This is a genomic window from Gordonia sp. BP-119, assembly GCF_016924115.1.
GTDB classification, from domain to species: Bacteria; Actinomycetota; Actinomycetes; order Mycobacteriales; family Mycobacteriaceae; genus Gordonia; species Gordonia hongkongensis.
The window spans coordinates 22,958-44,473 of the sequence record NZ_JAFFZF010000027.1; the positions used below are offsets into that span (position 1 = coordinate 22,958).

At 68.1% G+C, this 21,516-nt stretch carries 19 protein-coding genes and 1 pseudogene; 9 read left to right on the top strand and 11 right to left on the bottom strand.

Annotation, left to right across the window (positions count from 1 at the left end; genetic code table 11):
* Nucleotides 1-43: 43 nt before the first annotated feature.
* Complete coding sequence (locus JW364_RS15720) at nt 44-832, bottom strand: SDR family oxidoreductase (protein WP_137810457.1); 789 nt, start codon at nt 830-832, stop codon at nt 44-46.
* A 91-nt stretch (nt 833-923) separates the two neighbouring features.
* Between JW364_RS15720 and echA20 the strand changes: the two genes are divergently transcribed.
* From echA20 to JW364_RS15745, 5 genes are all read left to right on the top strand, one after another.
* The gene (gene echA20 / locus JW364_RS15725; RefSeq protein WP_205333803.1) at nt 924-1,709 is read left to right on the top strand and encodes a (7aS)-7a-methyl-1,5-dioxo-2,3,5,6,7,7a-hexahydro-1H-indene-carboxyl-CoA hydrolase; all 786 of its coding nucleotides are present in this window, start codon (nt 924-926) and stop codon (nt 1,707-1,709) included.
* A gap of 1 nt (nt 1,710) precedes the next feature.
* Entirely contained in the window at nt 1,711-2,604 is an 894-nt protein-coding gene (locus tag JW364_RS15730) for a CoA transferase subunit A (RefSeq protein ID WP_137810459.1), read from the top strand.
* Nucleotides 2,601-3,392 (top strand): CoA-transferase subunit beta, encoded by a 792-nt coding sequence (locus JW364_RS15735; protein ID WP_078113609.1) that lies wholly within the window; start codon nt 2,601-2,603, stop codon nt 3,390-3,392. The genes JW364_RS15730 and JW364_RS15735 overlap by 4 nt, the downstream gene beginning before the upstream one ends.
* Nucleotides 3,389-4,501: a nitronate monooxygenase family protein gene (locus JW364_RS15740; RefSeq protein WP_205333804.1), complete on the top strand. Its 1,113-nt coding sequence runs from the start codon at nt 3,389-3,391 to the stop codon at nt 4,499-4,501. The genes JW364_RS15735 and JW364_RS15740 overlap by 4 nt, the downstream gene beginning before the upstream one ends.
* Before the next feature lie 311 nt (nt 4,502-4,812).
* A complete protein-coding gene (locus JW364_RS15745) occupies nt 4,813-5,664 on the top strand; it encodes an ABC transporter ATP-binding protein (protein WP_205333805.1) in 852 nt (283 codons plus the stop codon).
* Between the two features lie 171 nt (nt 5,665-5,835).
* Here the strand turns inward: JW364_RS15745 and JW364_RS15750 are convergent, their stop codons facing one another.
* The 7 genes from JW364_RS15750 to JW364_RS15780 form a co-directional block, all read right to left on the bottom strand.
* Entirely contained in the window at nt 5,836-7,572 is a 1,737-nt protein-coding gene (locus JW364_RS15750) for an ABC transporter ATP-binding protein (RefSeq protein ID WP_205334524.1), read from the bottom strand.
* Nucleotides 7,569-9,473 (bottom strand): ABC transporter ATP-binding protein, encoded by a 1,905-nt coding sequence (locus JW364_RS15755; protein WP_205333807.1) that lies wholly within the window; start codon nt 9,471-9,473, stop codon nt 7,569-7,571. The genes JW364_RS15750 and JW364_RS15755 overlap by 4 nt, the downstream gene beginning before the upstream one ends.
* Nucleotides 9,474-9,534: 61 nt before the next feature.
* Entirely contained in the window at nt 9,535-10,182 is a 648-nt protein-coding gene (locus JW364_RS15760) for a TetR/AcrR family transcriptional regulator (protein ID WP_058249973.1), read from the bottom strand.
* A gap of 87 nt (nt 10,183-10,269) precedes the next feature.
* Nucleotides 10,270-11,799 (bottom strand): aldehyde dehydrogenase family protein, encoded by a 1,530-nt coding sequence (locus JW364_RS15765; protein WP_068971976.1) that lies wholly within the window; start codon nt 11,797-11,799, stop codon nt 10,270-10,272.
* Nucleotides 11,800-11,991: 192 nt separating this feature from the next.
* Nucleotides 11,992-13,149: an acetyl-CoA C-acetyltransferase gene (locus JW364_RS15770; RefSeq protein ID WP_078112634.1), complete on the bottom strand. Its 1,158-nt coding sequence runs from the start codon at nt 13,147-13,149 to the stop codon at nt 11,992-11,994.
* A 37-nt stretch (nt 13,150-13,186) separates the two neighbouring features.
* Nucleotides 13,187-14,026, bottom strand: coding sequence for an SDR family oxidoreductase (locus tag JW364_RS15775; protein ID WP_058249907.1), 840 nt, complete (start codon nt 14,024-14,026; stop codon nt 13,187-13,189).
* A 1-nt stretch (nt 14,027) separates the two neighbouring features.
* Nucleotides 14,028-15,287 carry an acyl-CoA dehydrogenase family protein gene (locus tag JW364_RS15780; protein ID WP_078112635.1) on the bottom strand — a complete coding sequence of 420 codons (1,260 nt, stop codon included), beginning with the start codon at nt 15,285-15,287 and terminating at the stop codon, nt 14,028-14,030.
* Nucleotides 15,288-15,329: 42 nt separating this feature from the next.
* On the opposite strand from JW364_RS15780, the gene JW364_RS15785 reads away from it, so the two are divergent.
* The 3 genes and pseudogenes from JW364_RS15785 (at nt 15,330) to JW364_RS24215 (ending at nt 17,490) form a co-directional block, all read left to right on the top strand.
* Nucleotides 15,330-16,916: a FadD3 family acyl-CoA ligase gene (locus JW364_RS15785; protein WP_205333808.1), complete on the top strand. Its 1,587-nt coding sequence runs from the start codon at nt 15,330-15,332 to the stop codon at nt 16,914-16,916.
* Nucleotides 16,917-17,035: 119 nt separating this feature from the next.
* Nucleotides 17,036-17,107 (top strand): annotated as a pseudogene (locus JW364_RS24645) (hypothetical protein); the annotation flags it as partial.
* Nucleotides 17,108-17,241: 134 nt separating this feature from the next.
* A complete protein-coding gene (locus JW364_RS24215) occupies nt 17,242-17,490 on the top strand; it encodes an endonuclease domain-containing protein (protein ID WP_240199163.1) in 249 nt (82 codons plus the stop codon).
* A gap of 43 nt (nt 17,491-17,533) precedes the next feature.
* On the opposite strand, the gene lysS is transcribed toward JW364_RS24215, so the two are convergent.
* The 3 genes from lysS to JW364_RS15805 form a co-directional block, all read right to left on the bottom strand.
* A complete protein-coding gene (gene lysS / locus JW364_RS15795; RefSeq protein ID WP_205333809.1) occupies nt 17,534-19,102 on the bottom strand; it encodes a lysine--tRNA ligase in 1,569 nt (522 codons plus the stop codon).
* Nucleotides 19,103-19,161: 59 nt separating this feature from the next.
* A complete protein-coding gene (locus JW364_RS15800; protein WP_068971970.1) occupies nt 19,162-19,644 on the bottom strand; it encodes a hypothetical protein in 483 nt (160 codons plus the stop codon).
* 175 nt (nt 19,645-19,819) lie between these two features.
* Nucleotides 19,820-20,962 carry an FAD-dependent monooxygenase gene (locus tag JW364_RS15805; RefSeq protein ID WP_205333823.1) on the bottom strand — a complete coding sequence of 381 codons (1,143 nt, stop codon included), beginning with the start codon at nt 20,960-20,962 and terminating at the stop codon, nt 19,820-19,822.
* Nucleotides 20,963-21,043: 81 nt separating this feature from the next.
* Here JW364_RS15805 and JW364_RS15810 point away from each other — a divergent pair, with 81 nt between their 5' ends.
* Nucleotides 21,044-21,514 (top strand): TetR/AcrR family transcriptional regulator, encoded by a 471-nt coding sequence (locus tag JW364_RS15810; RefSeq protein WP_205333824.1) that lies wholly within the window; start codon nt 21,044-21,046, stop codon nt 21,512-21,514.
* The last annotated feature ends 2 nt before the right edge of the window (nt 21,515-21,516 follow it).

The window sequence follows — 21,516 nt, forward strand, 5'->3', positions numbered from 1 at the left end:
TTCCTTTCCGAAGTGTCTGCGGCCCCGAACCGCACACCGGGTCTCAGACTGCGTTACCGGCCGTGGCGGCGTCGAGGAATGCCGGCTTCTCGCCACCGCCGTGGACGGTCAGCGTCGACCCGGTGATGTAACCGGCAAGCGGTGACAAGAGAAAGGCGACCGCGTTGCCGACATCGGCGGGCGTGGCCATCCGCCCCATCGGGATGGTCTCGCCGACGGCTGCCACACCGGCGTCGTCCCCGTAGTGCAGGTGGGACTGTTCGGTGACGACCGGGCCGGCCACGACCGAGTTCACCCGAACCCGCGGCGCCCACTCGACGGCGAGCGAGCTCATCAGGTTGTCGAGTCCGGCCTTCGCCGCACCGTAGGCCGAGGTGCCGGGTGACGGCCGGTGGCCGCTCACGCTCGAGATGTTCACGATGGCACCACCATCGGACTGCGTCTGCATCACCGCGTTGGCCGCGCGGGCCACGGCCAGCGGGGCCAGCAGATTGAGGTCGACGATCTTGCTCGCGAACCGGGCCGACGCGTCGGCGGCCAACGCGAACGGGGAGCCGCCGGCATTGTTCACGACACCGTCGATGCGTCCGGCCCGCCCGATGATGTCGTCCATCATCGCCACGACCGCATCCGCGTCGCGGACATCGCAGGACACGAAGTCGAGATCGCGGAGGTCGTCGGCGAGATTGTCGGCGTTGCGACCACAGATCACCGGACGGGCGCCGAGCGAACCCAGGACGCGGGTGATCCCGGCACCCACCCCGCGCGCCCCGCCCGTGACCAGGATGACCTTCCCGACCAGGCCCAGCTCGACCTGTGACTGCGTCTGCATGGGTGCTACCCTACCAAACAACCAAGCACTTGCTTGGTGCGCTTCCGCAGTCCCCTCGGACTGTCCGGACCGCCCCATGAGAGGAGCCCGCGTGCCGATCACCACGACACGTTCCGATACCGGGATCGTGACCGTCACCGTCGACTATCCGCCGGTCAACGCGCTGCCATCGGCCGCATGGTTCGAACTCGGCGACGCCATCACCGCCGCCGGCCGGGACCCCTCCACCCACGTGGTGGTGCTCCGCGCAGAGGGTCGGGGCTTCAACGCGGGCGTCGACATCAAGGAGATGCAGGCGACCGACGGCTTCGACGCCCTGATCGGCGCCAACCGCGGATGCGCCGCCGCCTTCAGCGCCGTCTACGACTGCGCCGTGCCCGTCGTCGTCGCCGTCAACGGGTTCTGCGTGGGCGGCGGCATCGGCCTCGTCGGGAACGCCGACGTCATCGTGGCCTCCGACGACGCCGTCTTCGGACTACCCGAGGTGGACCGCGGAGCACTCGGCGCCGCAACCCATCTCGCGCGGCTCGTGCCACAGCACATGATGCGCACCCTCTACTTCACCGCCAAGAACGTCACCGCCCAGCAACTCGAGCACTTCGGTTCGGTCTACCGGGTCGTGCCCCGCGAGGACCTGCTCGACGCGGCACTCGAGGTCGCAGAGGCCATCGCCGCCAAAGACACTCGCGTGATCCGCACGGCGAAGGAGGCGATCAACAACATCGACCCCGTCGATGTCAAGGCGAGTTACCGCCTCGAGCAGGGGTACACCTTCGAGTTGAACCTGGCCGGCGTCGCCGATGAGCACCGCGACGCGTTCGTGTCGACCGGCAAGCCACTTGCCGCGAATTCCGCCTCGGATGGAGGACGTGCCTGACATGCCCACCGACAAGACAAGCACTTTCGACGACGTCATCGCCGAGCTACGCGACGGCATGACCATCGGCATCGGCGGATGGGGTTCGCGCCGCAAGCCGATGGCGTTGGTCCGTGCGCTCGCCCGCTCCGACGTCAAGGACCTCACCGTGGTGACCTACGGTGGCCCCGACCTCGGATTGCTCTGCGCGGCAGGGAAGGTGCGCCGCGCGTACTACGGCTTCGTCTCCCTCGACTCGGCCCCGTTCTACGATCCGTGGTTCGCCAAGGCGCGCACCAACGGCGAGATCGAGGTACGCGAGATGGACGAGGGCATGGTGAAATGCGGCCTCGAAGCGGCCGCCGCACGCGTGCCGTTCCTGCCCATTCGTGCCGGCCTCGGCTCGGACGTCCTCAACTTCTGGGAGGGTGAGCTGAAGACCGTCACCTCGCCCTATCCCGACGCCGACGGCCGGACGCAGACGCTGGTGGCCATGCCGGCACTGAAGCTCGACGCCGCATTCGTGCACCTGGATCTGGCCGATGCCCACGGCAATGCCGCCTACACCGGGGTCGACCCGTACTTCGACGACCTCTACTGCGCGGCTGCCGAACGACGCTATCTCGAGGCCGATCAGATCGTCTCCACCGAGGTGCTCGTCAAAACCGTTCCGCACCAGCGCCTTCTGCTCAACCGCATGGCCGTGGACCGGGTCGTCCACGCGCCCAACGGTGCGCACTTCACGTTCGCCGGTGACTACGGGCGCGACGAGAAGTTCCAGCAGTTCTATGTGGCGTCGGCGAAGGAGCCCGAGACCTGGGACGCGTTCTCGCGCCGATTCCTCCAGGTCGACGAACAGACCTACCAGCGAGAAGTGACCGCCTGGCAGGACGAGCAGAAGGAGACCGGACAGTGAGCACCGCCGAAACCGCGACCACGCCCGGTGAATCGTCCGGTACGGATGAACCCACCCGCGCCGAGTACTGCGTGATCTCCTGCGCCGACATCTTCGCCGGCGCCGGCGAGATCATGGCCTCGCCCATGGCGCCCACTCCCCTGCTCGGCGCCCGGCTCGCGCGTCTCACCACCGAACCCGACCTGCTGATCACCGACGGCGAGGCGCTGATCCTCGCCGACACCCCGCCGATCGGGAAGACCGGGCCGATCGAGGGGTGGATGCCGTTCCGCAAGGTGTTCGACGTCGTGGCATCGGGTCGGCGCCATGTTGTCATGGGCGCCAACCAGATCGACCGGCACGGCAACCAGAACCTGTCGGCGTTCGGTCCGTTGCAGCACCCCACTCGCCAGATGTTCGGTGTGCGTGGCGCGCCCGGCAACACCATCAACCACCCCACCAGCTACTGGGTGGCCCGCCACACCGCGCGCGTCTTCGGCGAGTCCGTCGACATCGTGTCGGGCGTCGGTTTCGACAAGGTCGATCCGGAGAACCCGGCCTTCGACGACCTGAACATCCATCGCGTGGTCACCAACCTCGGCGTCTTCGACTTCGGCGGACCAGGCCACACCATGCGGGCCCTGTCCCTGCATCCCGGGGTCGGCGCCGACGAGGTCGCCGAGAACACCGGCTTCGAGGTCGAAGGCCTTGCCGACGCACCCGAAACGCGCCGGCCGACGGCAGAGGAGCTCGGTCTGATCCGGGACGTCCTCGACCCGAAGGGCGTCCGCAACAAGGAAGTCCGATGAGCAGTCCCACCAGCGCACAACCGAGTCCCGCGCGCGCCGCCGGACTGTCGACGTCGTTCACCGAGCTCGTCGGCATCGAGTACCCGATCGTCCAGACCGGCATGGGATGGGTGTCCGGACCGTCGCTGACCTCGGCAACCTCGAACGCCGGCGGGCTGGGCATCCTGGCGTCGGCCACGATGACGTTCGCGGAACTCGAGGCGGCCATCGCGAAGACGAAATCGTTGACGGACAAGCCATTCGGTGTGAACATGCGTGCCGACGCGACCGATGCCCCCGAACGCATCGACCTGTTGATCCGAGAGGGCGTCAAGGTCGCCTCCTTCGCGCTGGCCCCGAAACCCGAACTGATCGCGAAGCTCAAGGACAACGGCATCGTCGTGATCCCGTCGATCGGTGCGGCCAAACATGCCGTCAAGGTCGCCTCGTGGGGTGCCGACGCAGTGATCGTCCAGGGCGGCGAGGGCGGTGGTCACACCGGACCGGTCGCCACCACCCTGCTGCTGCCGTCGGTGCTGGATGCGCTGTCCGCCAAGGGGATCGACATGCCGGTGGTCGCCGCGGGCGGGTTCTTCGACGGCCGTGGGCTCGCCGCCGCACTCGCCTACGGGGCTCAGGGTGTGGCCATGGGCACCCGGTTCCTGCTGACGTCGGACAGTGCCGTGCCCGACTCCGTCAAGCAGGCGTACCTCGCCCGCGGTCTCGGCGACACCGTTGTCTCGGTCAAGGTCGACGGCATGCCGCACCGCGTGTTGCGTACCCCGCTGGTAGAGGCGCTCGAGAGCGGGAGCCCGGCCCGGGCCCTCGTCGCCGCGGCCCGCAACGCCAACGAGTTCAAGCAGATGACCGGCATGCGCTGGACGACGATGCTCAAAGACGGGCGCACGATGAAGAAGTCGGGCGAACGCACGTGGCAGCAGGTCATCATGGCGGGCAACACCCCCATGCTGCTCAAGGCCGGCCTCGTCGAAGGTGACACCCGCGCCGGCGTGCTCGCCTCCGGCCAGGTCGTCGGCATGATCGACGACCTGCCCAGCTGTGACGAGTTGATCCAGTCGATCATGACGCAGGCACACGAACGGCTGAAGGCGCTCGGGTCGTTGGGCTAGGGGCGCCCCGGAGCGTGCGGAGGGCCGTCCCCACCCCGCTCCCTGAGGAGGCCCGGAGCTTGCGGAGGGCCGTCACGAAGGGTCCTCGCACCTCAGGCAGCGCAGGGCGGGCCGTCACCCCCCGCCCCCTGAGGAGGCCCGGAGCCTTCGAGGCTCGTCGCTTGCGCTCCTCGCACCTCAGGCAGCGCAGGGCGGGCCGTCACCCCCTGCCCCCTGAGGAGGCCCGGAGCCTTCGAGGCTCGTCGCTTGCGCTCCTCACACCTCAGGCAGCGCAGGGCGGGCCGTCACGAAGGGTCCGGTACCTTCGGACCGTGACGACCCCGGAAGTCCTGCGCCTGAATTCGGTCGACTTCGTGCGGCAGTCCCGCGCGATCCTCGCGGACATCGACCTCACCGTCCGCGCCGGCGAGCGGTGGGCGCTCATCGGCCCGAACGGCGCCGGCAAGTCGACGATCCTGAGCCTGTGTGGCGCGGAACAGCATCCGACGCGCGGGACCGTCCATGTCCTCGGACACCAACTGGGGCGCGTCGAGACCCGGAAGCTGCGTGAGTCCATCGGCCACGTCAATCCGCGGCATCCGCTGCGGTCGCCGCTGTCGATCCGCGAGGTGGTGCTGACCGGTGCGACGGGCACGACCGAGCTGATGGACCACCGGGATCCCGCACCGGAGACACTGGCCCGCGCCGACGAACTGATCGAGATGCTCGGCTTGAGCGCGCTCGCGTCGGCGCCGTGGACGAACCTGTCGCAGGGCGAACGCGGCCGGACCCTGATCGCCCGCGCGTTGCTGTCCGATCCTCGACTCCTGCTGCTCGACGAACCGTCGACCGGCCTCGATGTGGCTGCCCGCGAGCGTCTTCTGCAGACCGTCGACCGGCTGCACCGGACACATCCCGATCTCGCGACGGTGCTCGTCACCCATCACCTCGAGGAACTTCCCGAGACGACCACGCATGCCGTGCTGGTGACCGGCGGCCGAATCCTCGCCGCCGGGCCGGTTCACGACATTCTCACCACAGCCCTGGTGACCGAGTGCTTCGACTACCCGATCGAGATCGCCCACGACGAAGGGCGGTGGTCGGCGCGGGGGGCACAGCGTGACGACGGCCTTATTCGCTGCTCCCTGAGAAGCGAGCTTGCGCGCGTCACGAAGGGTTCGTAACCTCGTCTCGCCAGAACCCTTCGAGGCTCGTCGACCTCGACGCGCTCCTTCGTCGCTTGCTCGGCCCGGCGGCTATCGCTCCTCGCACCTCAGGGAGCAGGGGTTATGTTGTCCTTCCGGCTCAGAGAGCAGTGGTTAAGTCGCCCTTCGGATCAGAAAGAGCGACGGCAGCTAAGCCGACGGCGTCAGCGTCCAGCCGGCAGCTGCGGTCCGCTGGTTCCAGAACTCGGTGTATCGCCCACCGCGGGTGAGCAGTTCGTCGTGGGTGCCGATGTCGTCGACGCCGCCCTGATCGTCGAGCACGACGATCTGGTCGGCGGCGATCACGGTGGACAGCTTGTGCGCGATGACCAGCACCGTGCTGCGGTCGGCGAGCCGGCGGATGGATTCCGCGACGTGGGACTCGTTCTCGGGATCGAGAGCGCTCGTCGCCTCGTCGAACAGCACGATCGGCGCATTCTTCAGCAGGGCGCGTGCAATCGAGACTCGTTGCCGCTCACCGCCGGCCAGGGCCGAACCGCCCTCACCGACGACGGTCTGCCAGCCATCGGGCAGCCGGTCGACGATCGAGGTGACCCCCGCGGTCTCGGCGGCTGCTCGGATCTCGTCGTCGGTCGCATCTGGCCGTCCGAGTTTGATGTTCTCCCACAGGGTGTCGTCGAAGAGGTAGACGTCCTGGAACACCTGGGACAACTGGCCCATGAGTGCACCGGTCTCCTGCTCCCGCACGTCGACGCCGCCGACCTTCACGACGCCGCCGTCGACGTCGTAGAACCGTGCGATGAGACGGAAGATCGTCGACTTACCCGACCCCGACGGGCCGACGAGTGCAGTCATCGTGCCGGGGCGGGCTCGCAGGGACACATCGCGCAGGACCAGCGCGCCGGTCTCGTACCCGAAAGCGACACCGTCGAGTTCGACAGCACCCGGTTCGGTGATCGGCGTGGGTTGATCGGGGGTGGGCATCCGGTCGGTGTCGAGCACCCCGGTGATGCGGTTGATCTCGTCGGTGGACATGCGCAGCGTCGAACCGAGTTCGGCGAGTTCGCCGATCGGGCCGAAGAAGCGGGCCGCGAGGCCGAAGACGGCGATCAGCAGGGCCGGCTCGATGTGGCCCGCCACGGCCAGCCCCGCGCCGAGCGCGAGCACGGCACTGAAGACGACCTGCACCGACAGTCCGTTCAGCAGGATGCCGAGGATCGACCGCCAGAGCATCGACTTGCCCACGCGTGCTTGCTGTCCGAGTGCGTCGGCGAGCGGCTTGTGCGCGGAGTCCGAGTCGCCGAAGGCCCGCAGCACCGCCTGGCAGCGGGCGAACTCCAGGACCCGGTTGTTGACCTTGACGGCCTCGGCACGCTTACGGCCCTCGGACTTCGCGAGGAACGAACTCGACAGCTTGCCGACGTACATCAGCAGCAGCGTCCCGGCGACCATCAGAAGGCCGATGCGCCAGTCGAAGAAGCAGATGCCGATGACGACCACGACGGAGCTCACCATGTTGACGACGACCGGCGTGATGTAGTGCGCCCCGGTGCTGCCCACGAACATCGTTCCCTTGACCGCGATCTGGGAGACGTCACCGACGCGGTCGCGGGTGAACCAACCGAGCGGCAGCGTGACCATGTGATCGCCGAGACGGTGGTGCAGCATGCGCATCGCGTAGAGCGCCATCGTCATGCCCTTGAGCGACTGCACGTAGGCACTGACCGCACAGATGACGACCAGAACGGCCAACGGCCACAACCACATCGCGGCGGCGGAGAGGTCACCGGTCAGCAGGTGTTCGACGATCGGGACCAGGGTCAGCATCGCCAGCCCCTGCGCGACGCCGTAGACGACCACCCAGGTCAGGAAGACGACCATCCGGGCCCGTTCGGAACCCAGGATCGTGTAGAAACCGCGGATCATCGTGCCGCCTCGCTGCTCGTGACCGCGCCCCGCGCGATCTCCTCGTCCTGCCTGGTGGTCCCGGCCTCGTAGGAGGCCCACATCGACGCGTACAACCCGCCGCGGGCGACCAGTTCGTCCTGCCGACCCTGTTCGACGACCCGACCCCGATCCAGGACGACGATGTTGTCCGCGTGCGTGATCGAGCCCAGACGGTGCGCGATGACGAGCACCGTGCGCCCGACCATCAACGCGCCGATGGCCTGCTGGATCTGCGCCTCCGACTCCGGGTCGGCGAAGGCGGTGGCCTCGTCGAGGACGAGGATCGGGGTGTCGGCGAGCAGGGCCCGCGCGATCGAGACACGTTGCGCCTCACCGCCGGAGAAGTGTGCCCCGTCGCCGACCACGGTGTCGTAGCCGTCGGGCAGCTCGAGGATGCGGTCGTGGATCTGGGCGGCGCGGGCGGCGTCGTAGACCTGCTCGTCACTTGCGTCCGGACGGCCGAGCCGGATGTTGTCGCGCACCGACATCGTCAGCAGCTGCACGTCCTGGAGCACGAACCCGACGTGGCGATAGAGCTCGGTGGGCAGGATGTCGCGGACATCGACCCCACCGATGCGCACCGCACCGGAGTCGGGATCGCCGAAGCGGGGCAGCAGCGTCGCAAGCGTCGACTTACCGCTTCCCGACGGCCCGACGAGAGCGGTCACGGTTCCCTCGGCCAGTTCGACACTGACCCCGTCGAGCGCCTTCACCCCGGACGGGACTCCGAGGCGCGGCGGGTAAGTGAAGTGCACGTTCTCGATCCGCACATCGTGCCCGGCGGGCACCTGGGGGTTCTCCGGAACCGTCAGCTCTGGTTCGGCGAGCAACGAGGCGATACGCAGGGCGGCGGCCGAGGCCTGCTGACGGGTGTGCACCGCGGTCGAGACCGTGAGCAGCGCGGTCGGGAGCACCATCGCGATCAGCGTCGACCCGACGAGTTCGATCGGTTGGACCCACCCGTTGTCGACGAGCCAATACCCGACTCCGAGGTTGACCAGCAGGATCAGCGGCGCGCTGATCAGCACGGTGGTGACCGCCTGTACGCGGAGCATCGGCCCCATGTAGCCGGCGAAGTCGTCGTTGAACTCGTCGGCGGCATCGACGAACCGCCGGTGCGCCTTGCCGGTCTGTCCGAAGGTCTTCACGACGGCGACGCCCGAGATGAACTCGACGATGGTGGCACTGATCCGCGCGACGCCCTTGTCCATCTTCTCCATCTCGGTCGTCAGGTCACGAGCCATGTAGGAGTACGTCAGCGCGTACAGCGGCACCGTCGCGATCGCGAGCAGCCCCAGGCGCCAGTCCAGGTAGAAGCAGTAGATCAGCGCGAAGATCGGCGACAGTATCGCGGCCGTGGCCTCGACGGTCGCGTGCGCGACGAGATAGTGCAGGTCGGCGACATCGTTCTGCACCGACTTGCGGACCGCACCCGAGCTGGTCCGGCTGAACCACCCCAGCGGCAGCCGACCCAGCTTGTCCGCGATGCGGATTCGGAGTTGCGCCTGGAGATCGAGATCGGCGAAGTGGGTGATCGCGAGGGCGAGGAAGCTGAAGGCGGCGCGAGCGCCGAGCCCACCGACCACCAGCCACACGACCAGCCAGACGCGCCCGGAATCGACCGGCCCCGGTTCGAGCAGGATGCGCCCGAGTTCGACGATCCCGATGAACGGCACCACCGTGGCGGCGGAGGCGAAGATCTGGACGAACTGGGCGAGCATCGTGCGCTTCTTCACCGGGGCCAGGACGTCGGCGAGGGCAGCGGCTTTCGCCTTGGACTCGGATCTGGCCTGAGCGCGCGCGGCTTTCGGATCGTCGGGTTCGACGTCGACGTCGGAGACTGGTGCCGGCGCGGCCACATCGGTTCCGCCAATTGTCATACGCGCACAATAACGGCCAGACGCTGGGAAAGGAAAGCTACCCTAACTTCGACGCGCGTGGTCAGCGCGGCAGGATGCCGTCGAGGACCACCGACAGGTACTGATCGGCGATCGAGTCGACCGTCATCGAGCCCCCGGGCCGATACCACCGCACGGCGACCCACACGGTGTCGCGCATGAAGCGATAGACGAGTTCGACGTCGAGATCGGCCCGGAATTCCCCGTTTTCGACGCCGCGCTGCAACACCGACTGCCACAACTGCCGGAACTCGACGTTCAGTTCGGAGATATAGGCGAAACGTTCCTGGCCCGAGAGACGCTTCGCCTCGTCCTGGTAGATCGCCACCGCGTTGCGTTCGGCATCGATCGACTCGAACGACGCGATGACGAGCCCCCGCAGGGTCTCGGTCGCCGACTTGCTCGACGCCGCGATCTGCCGGTAGCGAGCGAACAGGTCGTCGAGGAAACCCCGCAGGATCTCGTCGACCATCGACTCCTTCGAGTCGAAATGGTGATACAGACTCCCAGAGAGGATTCCGGCCGCGTCGGCGATGTCCCGGACCGTCGTCGAGCGCAGCCCTTGCTCGGCGAACATGCGCCCGGCGGTCGCCAACAACTCGTCCCGGCGCGACGAACGAGTCGGCGCGTCGGCGGTACTCGCAGCGGTCCGGCCGTTCGCGTCGATCCTGGTCTGACCTCGTGGTGACAAGCGCATCCTCCTGGAAGAGTCTGCGCTCACCCTAGCAAGCGCTTGGCCGGGACCGTCGGACGACGATCCCGGCCAAGACGACCGATGTTATGCGCCGAGGCGCTTGCGCACCTTCTTCATGGCGCGGTTGTTGAAGAACTTCCACAGCTTCAGCTGGTTGTTGGTCAGCCTGGTGTCCTTGGGCAGGAACGGTGGCGACATCATCTCGGCAACGCTGACCGGCAGCGTCGAGAACGCGACGGCCCGAGCATGGCTGAAGGTCTCGAAACCGGTGCGGCCGTGATACCCGCCCATTCCGCTGTTACCGACGCCGGCGAACGGCAGTTCGCCACTGAACAGGTGGATGGCGAAGTCGTTGCCGTTGATCGAACCACTGCGGGTGTTGTCGGCCAGCTTCTGGAACCGCTCGTTCTGATCGCCGCACCAGTACATGGTCAGCGGATGCGGGTGCGAGCCGATCTGGCTGATGACCTCGGACAGGTCGCGGTAGGGGTACACGGTCAGCACCGGACCGAAGACCTCGTCCTCCTCGATCTTCATGCCCGCCTTGACGCCGGTGAGCAGCGTCGGCGGAATCTTGCGGCGTTCGGCGTCCGGCAGCGGTTCGCCGCCGGGGATCACCTGACGCTTGGTGGCGCCGAGCTGCTCGGCGTCGTCGATGAGCCCGAGGATCCGCTCGTAGTTCTTCTGGTTGATCGTCGACGTGAACTGCTCGTTGTCGATGATCGTCGGGAAGTTCTCGGTCCACCGCGCGACGACCTTGTCGGTGAACTCGCCGAGCTTGGCCTCGGGGACGAAGACGTAGTCCGGGCACAGGCACACCTGGCCGCCGTTGACCATGCGGGCGTCGGCGAGCATCGTCGCGGCTTTGTCGATGTCGGCGTCGACGTCGACGACGGCCGGGTTCTTGCCGCCGAGTTCGAGGGTGACCGGGATCAGGTTCTTCGCGGCCTCCTGGGCCACCGAGGCGCCCACACCGGGTGAGCCGGTGAAGAACATGTGGTCGACCTTGAGCTTGGCGAAATCCGATCCGGAGCCGTGCTTGGAGGTGGCGATCGCCAGCTCCTCGATCGAAAAGTAGTTCGGTGCGTGCTTCGCGATTACGTCGGTGGTCTTCGCGGTCACCGACGACGGTCGCATGATGACCCGGTTACCGGCGGCGAACGCCGAACCCGCGGGCACGACCGTCAGCTGCAGCGGGAAGTTCCACGGCCCCATGATGCCGACGACGCCCAGCGGGTCGTGGCGGATGCTCTGCTTGTACCCGAGCAGGCCCTGCACCTTCGCGACCTTCGACTCGGCCATCCACTCCTTGACCCCGCGACGCTGGTGGGCGAGGTCGATCATGCAGCCGGCCACATCGGCGGCGAGCGAGAGCTCGCGCGGGCGGGCACCGAAGTCCTCGGCCAGCGCGGCGGCGATCTCGTCGGCGTTGTCGAGGAGCAGGGCTGCAAGCCGCGTGATGCGGTCGATGCGCGTGTCGGCGTCGGGGATCCCGTCGCGCAGGAACGCCGCGCGCTGGATCTCGACCAGTTCGGTCAAACTATGCGCTTCCGACGAGACGCCACGCGTCGCGCCGGTGGCGCCGGTGCTGGTGTGCTCAGCAGGCTTGGTCATCGAGATCCCCTCAGCTAGGTCGTGCTGCACCTGACGTGCGGCGGTTGGAACGAAATGGTCCGCGTGTGCCACACAATAGTATGCGCCAGATCACACCCGTATGTGGGCACGCCTGTTGTCAGAATGGTACGGCCTCGAGAGGGGAACGTCGAGGGGCGAACTGTGGCCCTCAGGCAGCAGAGGTGGTGACTCTCAGCCGAGCCGCTCGATGATCGTGACGTTGGCGGTCCCGCCGCCCTCGCACATCGTCTGGAGTCCGTAGCGGCCGCCGGTGCGCTCGAGTTCGTTGAGGAGGGTCGCGAACAGCTTGGCGCCGGTGGCGCCGAGGGGGTGACCGAGTGCGATGGCGCCACCGTTGGGGTTGACCTTCGCCGGGTCCGCGCCGGTCTCCTTGAGCCACGCGAGCACGACCGGCGCGAACGCCTCGTTGATCTCGACGACGTCGATGTCGTCGATGGACATGCCGGTCTTGTCGAGGGCGTACTTGGTGGCCGGGATCGGCGCGGAGAGCATCATCACGGGGTCGTCGCCGCGCACGGACAGGTGGTGGATGCGGGCTCGCGGTGTCAGATTGTGTTCCTTCAGCGCGCGTTCGGAGACGACGAGGGTCGCCGACGACCCGTCGGCGATCTGCGAGGCGACGGCCGCGGTGAGCCGGGAACCATCGGCGAGGACCTGCAGGCCGGCCATCTTCTCCATCGAGGTCTCGCGCGGGCATTCGTCGACGACGCAGTCACCGAGGGCGACGTTCTCGTTGTCGAACTTGCCGTCGGCGATCGCGGCCCGGGCCCGCTCGTGCGACTGCAGCGCCCAGCGCTCCATGTCCTCGCGACTGATGTCCCACTTCTTCGCCATCATGTCGGCGCCGAGGAACTGCGAGATCTGCGCGTCGCCGAAACGTTCCTGCCAGCCGGCGGATTCAGCGGTGGGCGTGGTGAATCCGAACTCCTTGCCCGAGATCATCGCCTGCGAGATCGGGATGGCGCTCATGTTCTGCAGGCCGCCGGCGACGACGATGTCCTGGGTTCCGCTCATGATGCCCTGCGCTGCGAAGTGGATGGCCTGCTGGCTGGACCCGCACTGCCGGTCGACGGTGGTGCCGGGCACCTCGAGCGGGAGACCGGCTGCGAGCCAGGCGGTCCGGGCGACGTTGCCCGCCTGGCCACCGATGGCGTCGAGGCAGCCGAACACCACGTCGTCGACGGCCGCGGGGTCGATGCCGGTGCGCTCGACGAGTGCGGAGATGATGTGGGCGCCGAGATCGGCGGGGTGGGTCTTGGCGAGCGAGCCGTTGCGTTTGCCGACCGGGGTGCGGACGGCGTCGACGATGTAGGCCTGGGGTGTGGTCATGGTCGGTGCTCCTTGAATCGGTAGAAGTCGTTGGCGGTCAAGCACGCTGGCTGGAGATCGAGACGACCTCGCCGGTGAGGTAGGTGGTGTAGTCGCTGGCCAGCATCGCAACGGTCGCGGCGACCTCCCAGACCTCGGCCGCGCGCCCGTAGGCCTCTCGGGAGGCGAGTTCGTCGAGGAGGTCGTCGCTCGTGACCTTGGCCAGGAACGGGTGTTTCGCGATCGACGGTGCGATCGCGTTGATGCGCACCCCGACGTCGGCGGCTTCAAGTGCCGAACAGCGGGTCAGGGCCATCACCCCGGCCTTCGCCGCGGCGTAGTGCGCCTGTCCGCGCTGGGCCCGCCAGCCGAGGACAGAGGCGTTGTTGACGATCACGCCGTTGTGCTCGACCGAGCCGAAATACCGCAGGGCTGCGCGGGTGGCGCGGAATGTACCGGTGAGCGTGATGTCGAGGACACGATCCCATTCCTCGTCGGTCATCTCGGCGACCGGGGTCTCGCCGCCGAGCCCGGCATTGTTGACCAGTACGTCGATACGTCCGAGTTCGGTTGCGGCATCGGCGATCAGCGCGTCGACCTCCGCGGTGACCTGCACATTGCAGGTGCGCTGGGTGACCGTGCGCTCCGGGAATTCCGCCGACAGCTTCTCGGCGGCCTCACCGAGGCGTCGTTCATGCCAGTCGCTGATGAGCACATCCGCGCCTTCGAGCAACGCACGCCGGGCCGACGCGAAGCCGATTCCCGTTCCGGCGGCGGCGGTCACCACGACCTTCTTGCCCAGCAGCAGGCCGTGCCCGGCGATCTCGGCAGGCGGTGTGGCCAGCGGCGAGACCGCTCGGCCGGCCGCCCGGGCCCCGTTGACGTCGACTCCGGTCATCTCAGCGTGCCTCTCGGGGTAGGCCGAGCACGCGCTCGGCGATGATGTTGCGCTGCACCTCGTTCGAGCCGCCGTAGATGGTGTCGGCGCGGGTGAACAGGTAGAGCCGTTGCCATTCGTCGAGTTCGACGTTCTCCGGGTCGGCGATGTCGTTGGCCTTGCCTTCGGCGGTCGCGGCCGGCCCGATCAGCGACGGTGCGCCCACGACGTCCATCGCGAGCTCACCGAGGTCGCGATGCCAGTTGGCCCACAACAACTTCGAGACCGAGGCCGCACCCGCTTGCGAGGTCACGTCCCCGTCCAGCGTCCGCTGGGCGTGGGCGCGCATGACCATCAACCCGATATCCGCCCGAGCCAGCCGCGACGCGATCTCCGGGTCGTCCAGCGCCCCGTTGGCTCGCGCGAGATCGGTGAGATTGCCCAGCTCGCGCGCGAATCCGACCTGCTGACCCAGCGTCGACACCCCGCGCTCGAACTGCAGCAGCCCCATCGCCACCTTCCAGCCGTCGCCCGGGTCACCGACGATGAGATCGGCATCGGTTTCCGCGTCGTCGAAGAACACCTCGTTGAATTCTGAAGTGCCGGTGAGCTGTTGGATCGGGCGGACGGTGACGCCCGGTTGGTCGAGCGGCACCAGCAGGAAACTCAGTCCGGCATGGCGCGACGATCCCTTCTCGGTACGCGCGATCACGAACACCCACTGCGCCACGTGGGCGAGCGAGGTCCAGATCTTCTGGCCGTTGATGATCCACTTGCCGTCTTCGAGCCGCGCCGACGTGGACACGCCCGCGAGGTCCGATCCGGCGCCCGGCTCGGAATAACCCTGCGACCACAACTCGGTGACATCGACGATGCCGGGCAGGAAACGCCGCTTCTGCTCGTCGGTCCCGTAGGCGATGAGCGTGGGGCCCAACAGTTCCTCGCCCAGATGATTCACGCGCGCAGGTGCGTTTGCACGTGCGTACTCGCGATGGAAGATGATGCGCTGTTCGAGCGTCGCACCACGACCGCCGTACTCGACCGGCCAGCCGATGCAGGTCCACCCGGCGCGCGCGAGGTGACGATCCCATTCGAGGCGCTCGGCGAAGAACTCGTGTTCGCTGCCCGGCCCCCCACGACCCTTCAGATCGGCGAAGTCGCCGGCGAGGTTCTCGTCGAGCCACGCACGCACCGCGGCCGCGAACTCGGTGGTGGCGTTCGGGGTCGATTTCGCCCATTCACCCAGGTCGACGGCACGATCGGCAAGATTCGTCGTGGTCATGGGCGCTAGCATAACGCACCAAGCAAGTGCTAGGTTGGGCGCATGGCGCAGACCCCACTGCACGAGGTCCTCCCCACGCCCACGACCCCGGCCGCACTGCGCCGGGCGGCGCAGACCTGGCCCGACCGTATCGCTCTCGTCGACGGTCAGTGGCAGTCTTCGACGCATCCGCGGATCGAGTCGACCTGGACCCGTCTCCACGAGTCCGTCCGGGATTTCGCGGCAGCGTTGGTGGCCTCGGGTATCGAGGCCGGCGACCGGGTCGCCATCTGGTCGCCGAACAGCTTCCACTGGCCGATTGCGGCGCTCGGGATCCACTACGCCGGTGCGACGCTCGTCCCCTTGAACACGCGCTACACCGCGGGCGAGGCGATCGAGATCATCGCACGGTCCGGGGCCCGGGCCGTCGTCGTGTCCGGCGAGTTCCTCGGTGTCGATCATGCGGCCGAGTTGTTGCGCGATCACCGCGCCACGATGCCCGACGTCGTGATCCGGGTGTCGCTCACGGACGACGCCGCCCCGCTCGACGGTGCCGTCGACTGGGATGAGTTCCTCAGTCGGGCGGCAACCCCCGACGCACTCGCCGAAGCCGACCGACGCGCCGATGCCGTCTCACCCGACGATCTCTCCGACATCCTCTTCACCTCCGGCACGACCGGAAAGTCGAAGGGTGTGCTGGCCACCCACCGGCAGACCCTGACCGGCTCGTACGGCTGGGGCGCGAACGCCGGCCTGGGCCCGGACGACCGCTACCTGATGGTCAATCCCTACTTCCACACCTTCGGGTACAAGGCGGGCATCCTGCCGAGCGTGCTGTTCGGCGTGACCATGCTGCCGCTCGCCGTCTATTCACCGGACCAGGCGATGAAACTCGTGTCCGACGAACGCGCGACGGTCTTCCCGGGCGCGCCCACCATCTTCCAGACCATCCTCGACGACCCGAAGCGGGCCGACCACGACCTCTCCAGCCTGCGGATCGTCATCACCGGTGCCGCGATCGTGCCCGTCGTCCTCGTCGAACGCCTGCAATACGACCTGGGCGTCGACACCGTCATCACCGCCTACGGCCTGACCGAGGCGAGCGGCTTCGTCTCGACGTGCACCCCCGACGACGACGATGCGACGGTTGCCAACACCTGCGGACGTGCGTTCCCGGGTATGGAGATCACGCTCTCCGACGACGGTGAGGTGCTGGCGCGCGGAGACATGGTGATGGTCGGCTACCTCGACGACCCGGAGGCCACCGCCGCGACGATCGACGCCGACGGGTGGCTGCACACCGGCGACATCGGGACCCTCGACGAGCGCGGCAACCTCAAGATCACCGACCGGCTCAAAGACATGTACATCTGCGGCGGGTTCAACGTCTACCCCGCGGAGATCGAGCAGACCCTCGCGCGGCTCGACGGTGTCACCGAGTCCGCGGTCGTCGGCGTGCCCGACGACCGGCTCGGCGAGGTCGGCCGCGCCTACCTGACGGTCCGGGCGGACGCCGACCTCGACGAGGCGCAGGTCATCGCGTTCGCCAAGGAGCACCTCGCCAACTTCAAGATCCCCCGGTCGGTGGTCTTCGTCGACGAGTTCCCCCGCAACGCGTCGGGCAAGATCCTCAAGCGCAACCTCACCTGACCCCAGGATTTCGTAGCACCAATGCGCGCTATTCACCTACTGACGCTACGAAATTCGGGGCTGGGAACCGGCCGGACGTGCGGTGCGTCCAAGTGTGTATGACCGACGACCTGCGCGCCATGATCGCTTCCCACGACGGCGTCTTCACCACGCATCAGGCACACTCGCACGGGGTGTCGGCCGACGGCATCCGGCATCGGGTTCGGACCGGACAGTGGGTCCGGGTCACGCGAGGTGCCTTCCGGGTGGCCGACCGGACGGTCGACGATCGGATGCGGATGCGGCTCGCCGGGGTTCGCCACGCGCGCGGGCGATGCTGGAGGCGATGTCGTCGGGCGCGAGGTCGGAGGCGGAGCGGATCACCGCGAAGCTACTCGACGGCAGCGGGTTCACGGGGTGGTCGGCCAACACGCCGGCGTGTGGCTACGTCCTCGACTTCGCGTTCGAGGCGTCGAAGATCGCCATCGAGATCGATGGGATGGCATTCCATAGTGACGCCGTCGCATTCCAGCGAGACCGCACCCGACAGAACGACCTCGTCAGATCCGTACAGCCCTACGACGGAAATCCGTAGCGTAGATGCGGATATAGCGCGTATCCGCGCTACGAAATCCCGGTCAGGAGCGGGGCTTCACCAGCGGGAACAGGATGGTGTCGCGGATGCCGAGGCCGGTGAGGGCCATCAGCAGGCGGTCGATGCCCATGCCGGTGCCGGTGGTCGGGGGCATGCCGTACTCCATCGCGGCGAGGAACTCCTCGTCGAGGACCATCGCCTCGTCGTCGCCGGCGGCGGCCAGGCGGGCCTGATCGGCGAAGCGTTCGCGCTGGATGACGGGGTCGACGAGTTCGGAGTATCCGGTCGCCAGCTCGAAGCCGCGTACGTAGAGGTCCCACTTCTCCACGACGCCGATCTGCGACCGATGTGCGCGGACGAGCGGCGAGGTCTCGACCGGGAAGTCGCGGACGAAGACCGGGCGGTCCAGCTTCTCGCCGACCATGTGCTCCCAGAGTTCCTCGACGAGCTTGCCGTGCCCGTATCCCTTGTCCTTCGGGATCTCGAGGCCGACGCGCGCCGCGATGGCCAGCAGCTGCTCGACGGTGGTCTCCCCGTCGGCGCCGGCCGGGACGATCTGCTCGCCCAGCGCCTCCGACAGCGACGGGTACATCTCGAGTGCGGTCCACTCGCCCGAGAGGTCGTAGGCGGAACCGTCCGGCATGGTCGGGGTCTGGGTGCCGAGCGCCGCCTGCGAAACCTCTTGCACCAGTTCGCGGATCATGACAGCGGAGTCGTCGTAGGTGCCGTAGGCCTGATAGGTCTCGAGCATCGCGAACTCCGGCGAGTGCGTGGAGTCGGCACCCTCGTTGCGGAAGTTGCGGTTGATCTCGAAGACGCGCTCGATGCCGCCGACCACACAGCGCTTGAGGAACAGCTCCGGTGCGATGCGCAGGAACAGATCGATGTCGAAGGCGTTGGAGTGCGTGACGAACGGTCGCGCGGCCGCCCCACCGTGCAGGGTCTGCAGCATCGGGGTCTCGACCTCGAGGAAACCCCGACGGCCCAGCGCCGCACGGAGTTCGGCGATCACCGAGATCCGGGTGCGGGCGATGCTGCGGGCCTCCGGGCGCATGATGAGGTCGACGTAGCGCTGCCGGACGCGAGTCTCCTCGTTCATGTCCTTGTGCGCGACGGGCAACGGCCGCAACGACTTCGACGCCATCTGCCAGCCGTCGGCCATCACCGAGAGTTCGCCGGTGCGCGAGCTGATGACCTCGCCCGAGATGAACACGATGTCCCCGAGATCCACCTCGGACTTCCACCGCGCCAGCGCTTCCTCGCCGACGCCGTTGAAGCTGACCATCGCCTGCAGCTGCGTGCCGTCGCCCTCCTGCAGCGTGGCGAAGCACAGCTTGCCTTTGTTGCGCAGGAAGATCACGCGTCCGCTCACGCCGACGTGCTGTCCGGTCTCGGTACCGGCCTCGAGGTCGGGGTAGGCGGCGCGGATCTCACCGAGGCTGTGGGTGCGCGGGATGGCGACCGGGTAGGCCTCGCGACCCTCGGTCAGGATCCGCTCACGCTTCTCGCGGCGGATGCGCAACTGCTCGGGCGTCTGCTCGTCGGTCGCTTCGGGGGTGGCGGTGCTGGTCGGGCTGTCACTCACCCCACGCACCCTATCGGGGCCGGTCATCGACTCCAACTCACTGCCTCGCGGTGACCGCGGACACAACCGGGTCGCGCTGGGCGGGTTCAGCTCTCGTGGGCGGAGATGACAGCGAGGTCGTCGGGCCGAATCCGACCGTTGACCCGTGCCGACCGCATCCGACGGTGCCCGCCGACGACGAACACCGCGCCGTGCACCCCGCGCGCCTGCAGGTGCCAGGCGAGCCATTCGGCCTCGTGCCCGTCCTCGCTGACGAGGATCCATCGTGATTCCGGCCGGGCGACGCGCAGTGAGTCCGGGGTGTCCGGCGTGAGCCGGTCGAGAACCTCGACGGCGTCGATGGCCAGGGCCCCGAAAAGTGCGCCGTCGAGCTGACGGCGCCGGTGGGAGCGGACGTCGACGGGGGTGGCACCGGCGGCGACGGCGGACGCGTAGTCCTCGACCCGCAACGACAGCGGCGCAGACGGGGCTGGGGCGACGGTCGGCGGTACAGCGGCAAACACCGAAGCAGGGGCAAACACCGAACCGGCGGAAGAAGGACGAACAGAAGAAACAACCGAAGCGGTCATGAGAGGGAGTCCTCAGGTGATCGAGATCGAGCGGGGAGCGCGAAGGAGGGCAGCCGCAGACGCGGTATCAGCCCTGACAACACTCCCGACAGCTCGTGATCACGGCGACGAGTATGCCACAGCACACCCCAACCGGCCAGACCCCGACCCGACCGAGGTCGTCACACCGACGTCGTCACACTTCCGGCGGCTGCCACCGCTGCACGCGTCGCATCTGCGCGTTCAGGACGGCGTCGGGCGTCATGCGCAGAGCGAGATCGCGCGCCCAGACAGCGGGGCCGGCACGCAGTTGCCCGACCCGGCCGATCGTCGACGCCTGCCGCGCGATCCGCTGGGTCCGCGGGCGTCGGAGCCGGTCGTAGGTGCGCAGCGCCTCGTCGAGGTCACCGCGGCCGTGCCGGCGTAGCAGCGCGGTCAGGGTGGCCGCGTCCTCCATCGCCTGATTCGCACCTTGCCCCAGGTTCGGGGTCATCGCGTGCGCGGCGTCGCCGACGAGAACACTCGCGCACCCCCGGCCCGCTCTGACGAACGTGGGCAGCGGCTTGGCGAGCTCCTCGATCGGCAGGTATCCGACGGTCGCCGGATCGGTGGCGTCGAGCAGCTCCCCGATCGGTCGATGCCACCCCGAAAACCGTTGCCGCACTGCATCGAGACCGCCCGCCGTGTCGCCCCCGTCGTCCGACACCGAGGCGAACCAGTAGACATGCCCGTCAGGGAGCGGCGCGATCCCGAAACGCGCCCCACGTCCGGTCGTCTCGCCGGCCGCGTCGACCGACACCGGGGTCGTCGTGATGGCCCGCCACGCGGAGTAGCCACATCGCCGGACGCCCGGGTCCTCGACGACCGCGGCACGCACCCGGCTGCGCAGCCCGTCGGCGCCGACGATCAGGGCGCAGTCGCCGATCTCGGAACCGTCGACCAGCCGCACGAGACCGCGGTCGGGCGCGATGTCGTCGACCCCGGAACCGGTCCTGATGTCCACGACGTCGGCCGCGGCCGCAAGGAGGGCCGCGTGGAGATCGGTGCGGCGGACGACGCGCATGTCGGTCAGCGACGCCGGATCGAACCGACTGAGCCATCGCCCGCCCGGTGTCCGGGTTCCGCTCGTCGGCGGGGTCGCCGCTGCGGCGTCGCCGAGGACCGACCGCATACCCAATGCGTCGAGTGCGCGGACCCCGTTGGCGAAGATGCTCAGGCCGGCACCCCCGCCGCGCACCTCGGGCGCGCGCTCGACGACCGTCACCCGGGCACCCGTCGACGCCAGTCCGACCGCGCTACACAGGCCGGCGATCCCGGCTCCCACCACGACGACCTTCATCAGCTTCTTCTCCACATGGAGAAGACGCTAGCAGATAAACTTCTCCGCGTGGAGAAATCAGCCAAAGGGTCGACGCGTGATCTGCTGCTCGACACCGGCATCACCCTCATCGGCACCGTCGGGAGCCGGCAGGCGTCGGCACGCGCGGTCGAAGACGCGTCCGGGGTGCCACACGGGAGCGTTCGGCATCATTTCGGCGGTCAGAGCGGTTTTCTCGCGGCTCTCGTCGAGCATGTGTTCAGCGCCGACCGCGCTGCGGAGGGCGAGTCGACCCAGGAGGTGATCGTCCGCTGGTTGGGCACCGACCGCGTCCGCACCAGGGCGCGGTACGAGCTCATGCTCCTGGCGACGCGCGACGAGGACCTGCGACACGTGATGGTCGGGCATCGGGAGCGCTACGTCGACGGACTCGTCGACGGCGGGTTGACCCGTACCGAGGCCCGGCAACTGGTCGCCGCGCTCGACGGCCTCGTCCTCGACGCCCTCCTGCGGAACTCCGACGGCACCGACTCCGACCACGATCCCACTACCCTGCTGCGCGCGTTCCGCTGACG